The organism is Natrinema altunense, from assembly GCF_000731985.1.
GTDB classification, from domain to species: Archaea; Halobacteriota; Halobacteria; order Halobacteriales; family Natrialbaceae; genus Natrinema; species Natrinema altunense.
This window is the reverse complement of record NZ_JNCS01000012.1, coordinates 94,334-100,765: the sequence shown is the minus strand read 5'-3', so window position 1 is coordinate 100,765 and position 6,432 is coordinate 94,334. Positions and strand designations below refer to the sequence as shown.

Below are 6,432 nucleotides of genomic sequence, written 5' to 3'. Positions count from 1 at the left end.
TTCCTCCCGCAAGTCGCTCGGCGGGACGATCTCGTCGATGACGACCTCGCTGGCCATCCGGTGGACGTCGATGTCCTCGCGGTACTCCTCACGGAGTTCCTGCTCCATCCGCTTGCGCTCCTCCTCGTCGTCGATCTCGGCGAGTTTGCGGGCGTAGACCGCGTTGATCGCCGCTTCGGGACCCATGATGGCGATTTCGCCCGACGGAAGCCCGATGACGCTCTCGGGGTCGTAGGCGGGGCCGGACATCGCGTAGATGCCCGCGCCGTAGGCCTTGCGGACGACCACCGACTGTTTGGGCACCGTCGCCGACGAGGTCGCGTAGATCATCTTCTTGCCCTGTTCCAAGATCCCGTCTTTCTCGACCTGCGATCCGGCCATGAAGCCGGGCGTATCACAGAGGTACAGCAGCGGGATATCGTATGCGTCACAGGTCCAGATGAATTCCGCGGCCTTCTCGGCGGCGTCGGGGAAGATCGCGCCCGCCCGGTGGGCCGGCTGGTTGGCGACGATCCCGATCGGACGGCCGTCGATCCGGGCGAAGGCGGTGATGATCTCCGGCCCGTACTCGGACCGCAACTCGAGCGTCGACCCCGCGTCGACGATCCGGTCGATGACGTCGAACATGTCGTAGCCCTTGTTGGGCTCCTGGGGAACGACGGCGTCGATGCCGTCGGGTGAGGCGGCAGGTGCCTGCCCGTCCGACCGGGGCGGAGTCTCGTCGCTGTTGTTCGGGAGATAGCCGATGAGTTGGGCGACCAGTTCGCGGGCGTGTTCCTCGTCCTCGGCGATGAGGTCCGCACTCCCGGAGTGCTGTGCGTGGACGTCCGGACCGCCCAGTTCCTGGAGATCGATCCGTTCGCCGGTGACCATTTCGACCATCCGCGGGCTGGCGATGGCCATCGCGCTCACGTCCCGGACCATGACGGTGAAGTCCGCGAAGACGGGGGTGTAGGCTGCGCCGGCGATACAGGGACCGTAAAGCACGCAGATCTGGGGCACTCGACCGGAGAGCATCGAGTGGTTGTAGTAGTACTTCCCGATGCCCTCGCGGTTGGCGAAGAAGCCGGTCTGCTGGTCGATCCGCCCGCCCGAGGAGTCCATCAGATATAACACCGGCTTGCCCGTCTTCAGGGCGCGCTGTTGCATTCGCAGGAACTTTTCGACGCCCTTCGCGGCCATGCTGCCGCGCTTGACCGTGTAATCGTTGGCCATGAAGTGAACGTCTCGCCCCTCGAACTCGGCAGCGCCCGTAATCAAACCGTCGGCCGGCAGCCGGTCGTCGTCGTCCTCGGCAGTGTTCGCACCGTCCGGATGCCAGTCGTCGAACGCCGCGAACTTGCCGTCCTCGAAGAGGAAATCGTCGCCGAACCAGAGATCGATCCGGTCGCGGACGAACAGCTTCCCCTGGTCGGGCAGTTGGTCTTTGTACTTCTCCGGACCGCCCGCGAGGATGTCGTCGATCTCGTCCAGCAGCGTCTCCTCGCGGGCCGTCGGGCCGAGTTCCGAGTCCGGTTCGGACTCGGTCGTCGCGTCGGTGCCGCCGTCGTAGGACGCGCTGCCGATCTCCTCGCCGCCGTCGGTGACGACGGTAACGTCGTCTCGGTACTGCGAGGCCATCGCCTCGGCGATCGCCTGTGCCTCCGCGTCGGTCGTGTCCGTGGAAACTCGAATTCGCATCGGTGTTATTCCAGTGTAACGAGCGTGTCGCCCATGTCGACGGAATCGCCCGCCGTGATCGGGACCGTCTCGACCGTCCCGCCGGTGGCGGCGACGACGTCGTTCTCCATTTTCATCGCCTCGAGCACGCAGACGACGTCGCCGGCAGCGACCTCGTCACCCTCGTCGACGGCGACGGAGAGGATCGTTCCCTGCATCTCCGCGGTGATGGCGTCGGCGGTCGCAACCTCGGCAGTATCCGTGGTTGCGGTTCCGCCACTGGTCCCGCCGCCGGTATCGGCACTCCCGGCCGTCGTTCGCGGGAGCGCGTCCTCGATGACGACGTCGAATCGCTTGCCGTCGACCTCGACGGTGACCTCGCTGCTCGTCGATCCCGTGCCGTCGCCGTCGGCGGTCTCTGCGGGCCCCCAGCGGTCGACGGCCGCCTCGAGCGCGTCGGCTTCGAGTTCGTGATCGAGGTACTTCGTCGTGTGATCGCCCGCGACGAAGGTCCCGTCGTCGAGCATCAGCCGGTGGAACGGGATCGTCGTGTGGACGCCGTCGACGTCGAAGTGCTCGAGCGCGCGTTTCGAGCGCTCGAGACAGTGGTCGCGGTCGTCGCCCCTGACGATCAACTTCCCGATCATCGAGTCGTAGTCGCCGCCGATCTCGTCGCCTTGCGCGACCGCGTGATCGAGGCGGATCCCGATGCTCGTCGGCGGCCGATAGGTCGTCAGTTGCCCAGGAGTGGGCGTGAAATCCGCGGCCGGGTTCTCGGCGTTGATCCGATACTCGATCGCGTGACCGTCGATCCCCACGTCGTCCTGGGCGAAGGCGAGTGCCTCGCCGGCGGCGACTCGCAACTGCCAGCGGACGATGTCGATGCCGGTCACCTCCTCGCTGACGGTGTGTTCGACCTGGATGCGAGTGTTCACCTCCATGAAGTAGAACTCGCCGTCCTCGACGAGGAATTCGACGGTCCCCGCGTTCGTGTACCCGGCTTCGCGGACGCCCTGCCGGGCGGCCTCGCCGATTTCGTCGCGCAGATCGGCGTCGAGCGCCGGGCTCGGGGCCTCCTCGATGACTTTCTGGTGGCGACGCTGCAGCGAACAGTCGCGTTCGCCGAGGTGGCGGACGTTACCGTGCCGGTCCGCGAGCACCTGGACCTCGATGTGTTTGGGTGCCTCGAGGTACTTCTCGACGTAGACCGAGTCGTTACCGAAGTAGGCCTCGCCCTCGCGGCGGGCGCTCTCGAGGGCGTCGTCGACTTCGGCCTCGCTGCGGACGATCTTCATGCCGCGGCCGCCGCCGCCGCCTTCGGCCTTGATAGCGATGGGGTAGCCGAACTCCTCGCCGAGCGCTCGCACCTCGTCGGCGTCGTCGACCGGTTCGGTCGTCCCGGGGACGACCGGGACGCCGGCGTCCTGCATGACGGTTCGGGCCTTCGTCTTCTCACCGAGGGTCTCCATGGCGTCGCTGGGTGGGCCGACCCACGTGATATCCGGCGTCTCCTCGACGCGGCGGGCGAAGTCGGCGTTTTCGGCGAGGAACCCGTAGCCGGGGTGGATCGCGTCCGCGCCGGCCCGTTCGGCGACATCGATGATCGTCTCCTGATCGAGGTACGACTCGCTGGCCGGTGCCGGACCGACGTTGTACGCCACGTCGGCGTAGTCGACGTGGCCGCCGTTGCGGTCGGCATCGCTGTAGACGGCGACCGTCTCACAGCCCAGTTCCTCGCACGCTGCCATGACGCGCACCGCGATTTCGCCGCGGTTCGCGACGAGAACTTTGTCGAACATGGTCAGTAGGATTTGGGGAAGCCGAGTTCCTGGCCGATGTGGTTGTAGGCCATCTGCTGGGAGACCGGCGCGAGTCTCGTGAGGTTGATCTCACGCCACCAGCGCTCGACGTCGTACTCCGTGGCGTAGCCCCAGCCGCCGAACGCCTGCATCGACTGCTTGACGGCCTCGATGCCGGCCTCGACGGCCGTCGCCTTCGCGACGTTCGTCTCGTAGCCACACTCCTCGCCCTGATCGTAGAGCCAGGCGGCTTTCTCGCGCATGAGCGACGCCGTTTCCATCCGCGCGTAGGCCTGCGTGATCGGGAACGAGACGGCTTGATGACTCCCGATCGGCGCATCGAACACCTCGCGGTCTGTGGCGTACTCGATGGCCGTGTTCGCGGCCAGCTTTCCGATCCCCGTTCCGGCCGCGGCGAAGCCGATGCGCTCGGGGTTTAACATATCGACGAGCGCCCACCAGCCCTCGTCTTCCTCGCCCAACAGGTTCTCCTCGGGCACGCGGACGTCCTCGAGGAACACCTCACAGGACTTCGAGTAGTTGATCCCGTGTTTGGAGATCGGCGAGACGTCGATGCCGGGCGCATCCATGTCAACGATAAAGAGGCTGATACCGTCGGTTCCCCGGTCGACCTCCGCGAGCGGCGTCGTCCGGGTGACGATGATCATGTTGTCCGCCCGGTCGGAGAACGTGATCCACGCCTTCTGCCCGTTGAGGACATACTCGTCGCCGTCCTCGGAAGCCGTCGCCTCCGAGGGGTCAGCCGAGGTCTCCTCGGCAGAGTCCTTCTCCGCTCGCGTCGCGACGTTCAGCGTGTTCGTCCCCGCTTCGGGCTCGGTGATCCCGATCGAGAAGTTCCGCTCCCCGGCCGCGATGTCGGGGAGATACCGCTCCTTCTGGGCCTCGGTGCCGTTCTCGCGGATGCCGACGGCTGCCATGCCGGCGGTGAGCACCAGATACCAGGTGCCGGCCATGCCACAGCCCTCGGCACAGAGCGTCTCCATCGCCAGCCCCATCTCCTGCATGCCCATCCCGGCACCGTCGTACTCCTCCGGGATCAACAGTCCGTGGAAGCCGGCCTCCGCGAGTTCGTCCCAGAACCCCTGAGCGAACTCGCCGGCTTCCTCCTTCTCTCGCCAATACTCCGGTCCGTATTCGGCGGCGACCGCTTCCGCGGTCGACTGAATCATCGAACGTTCGTTGGTAGCTTCGAAATTCATTCTGTGGTTCGTCGGATTGTGTATTCGTGATCGATCGTCTCGAGCGGCAGTCGCTTACGGCGATACATCGGTCTCGTCGGCTGCTTCGTCCTGCAGTTCGGTGCGACGGATCTTCCCGGTGACCGTCTTCGGTAACTCCTCGCGGAACTCGATCTCCCGGGGGTACTCGTGGGCCGACAACTCGTCGCGCACGTGGGTTTTGATGTCCTCCGTGAGGTCCGCGGCGGGCGTCGTCCCCTCGCTGGGCACGATGTACGCCTTCACGATGTTCCCACGCTCCTGGTGTGGCTTCGGGACGACGGCGGCCTCGGCGACGGCCTCGTGTTCGCCGAGCGAACTCTCGACCTCGAAGGGGCCGATACGATAGCCCGAGGACAGGATGACGTCGTCCGCACGCCCCTCGAACCAGAAGTAGCCGTCCTCGTCCTTATGTGCGAGGTCCCCCGAGAGATACCACTCCCCATCGGGTCCGTCGACGAAACACGACGCAGTCTTTTCCGGCTTCTGCCAGTATTCGTCGAAGAAGCAGGGATAGTCCCCGCGCTGGGCGATCTCGCCCGTTTCACCGGGCTCGAGCACGGCCCCGGTTTTGGGGTCGACGATGTCGGCCTCGATGCCGGGGAGCGGCTTCCCCATCGAGCCGGGCCGCAGTTCCATCGTCGGGTAGTTGTTGATGATCATGTTACCCGTCTCCGTCTGGCCGTAGGTGTCGAGGATGGTGACGCCGAGTTCGTCCTCCCCCCAGTCGACGACGCCGGCACTGAGCGGCTCGCCGATCGAGAGCGCGTGGCGCAGATCAAGGTCGATCCCCTCGAGCACGGACTCGTTCTCGCGGAGCATCCGATAGGCCGTCGGCACCGAGAACAAGACGGTGATGGGATACTCGTCGAGCAGGTCCGCCCACGTTTCGGGGTCGAACTCGCCCTCGTAGGTGAACAGCGAAGCGCCCCAGAACCAGGCACCCAGGGTATTGATCACGCCGGTCAGCCAGCCCAGATCGCCCGTACTCCAGTAGAGGTCGCCGGGCTGGAGATCGACGGCGTACCGCTGGGTCGCCGCCACGCCGGCCACCCAGCGCTGTTTGTGGCGGACGCCCTTCGCCAGCCCGGTCGTCCCAGACGTGTAGTAGAGCAAGGCATCGTCCTCGCCGCTGGTGTCGGCGGTCTCGTAGTCCGTACTCGCGCCGTCGAGTGCCGGGTTGAACATGACGTCGTCCGCGGGCGCGCTGCCGCCGCGGTCGACCGTGATGACGTGTTCGACCGTCGGTGCGTCCGCAAGCGCGTCCGCAACGGTCTCGCGGTTGTCGGTCGTCGTCACGAGAACTTTCGCATCGCAGTCGTCGAGCCGGTAGGAGATCCCGTCCGGTCCGAACCGCTCGTTGACGCTCCCCCAGACGGCCCCCCGCTTCAGCGTCCCGACCATCGCCACGTAGTGTTCGGGAATCCGTGGCATATACGAGAACACGCGGTCACCCTGTTCGACGCCCAGCCCCTCGAGGACGTTCGCGAACTGGCTCGAGCGGTCGGCCAGCTCCCAGAAGGTCATCTTCGTCAACTCCCCGTCGGTCCCGACCTGATAGAGCGCGACCGTCCCGCGTTCGGTCGCGTGCCGATCGGCGACCTCGTGTGCGATGTTGAGTTCCCCTGGCGCGTCCCAATCGGCTTCCGCGTAGATGTCGTCCCACGAGAACTGCTCCCGTTCGGCCCCGTAGTCGGACAGGTTGTGGCTGGACACCATACACCGCCCCGCAATCC

4 protein-coding genes are annotated in these 6,432 nt (G+C 66.0%); all 4 read right to left on the bottom strand.

Annotated features, from left to right (window positions below):
- A partial coding sequence (locus tag ALTAJ2_RS16755; RefSeq protein ID WP_050031490.1) for an acyl-CoA carboxylase subunit beta occupies window positions 1–1,680 on the bottom strand: 1,680 nt, incomplete at its 3' end.
- Between the two features lie 5 nt (window positions 1,681–1,685).
- Window positions 1,686–3,458, bottom strand: coding sequence for an acetyl-CoA carboxylase biotin carboxylase subunit (locus ALTAJ2_RS16750; protein ID WP_007107447.1), 1,773 nt, complete (start codon window positions 3,456–3,458; stop codon window positions 1,686–1,688).
- A gap of 2 nt (window positions 3,459–3,460) precedes the next feature.
- A complete protein-coding gene (locus ALTAJ2_RS16745) occupies window positions 3,461–4,678 on the bottom strand; it encodes an acyl-CoA dehydrogenase family protein (protein ID WP_007107448.1) in 1,218 nt (405 codons plus the stop codon).
- Window positions 4,679–4,732: 54 nt separating this feature from the next.
- The gene (locus tag ALTAJ2_RS16740) at window positions 4,733–6,415 is read right to left on the bottom strand and encodes an acyl-CoA synthetase (RefSeq protein ID WP_007107449.1); all 1,683 of its coding nucleotides are present in this window, start codon (window positions 6,413–6,415) and stop codon (window positions 4,733–4,735) included.
- Window positions 6,416–6,432 lie beyond the last annotated feature (17 nt).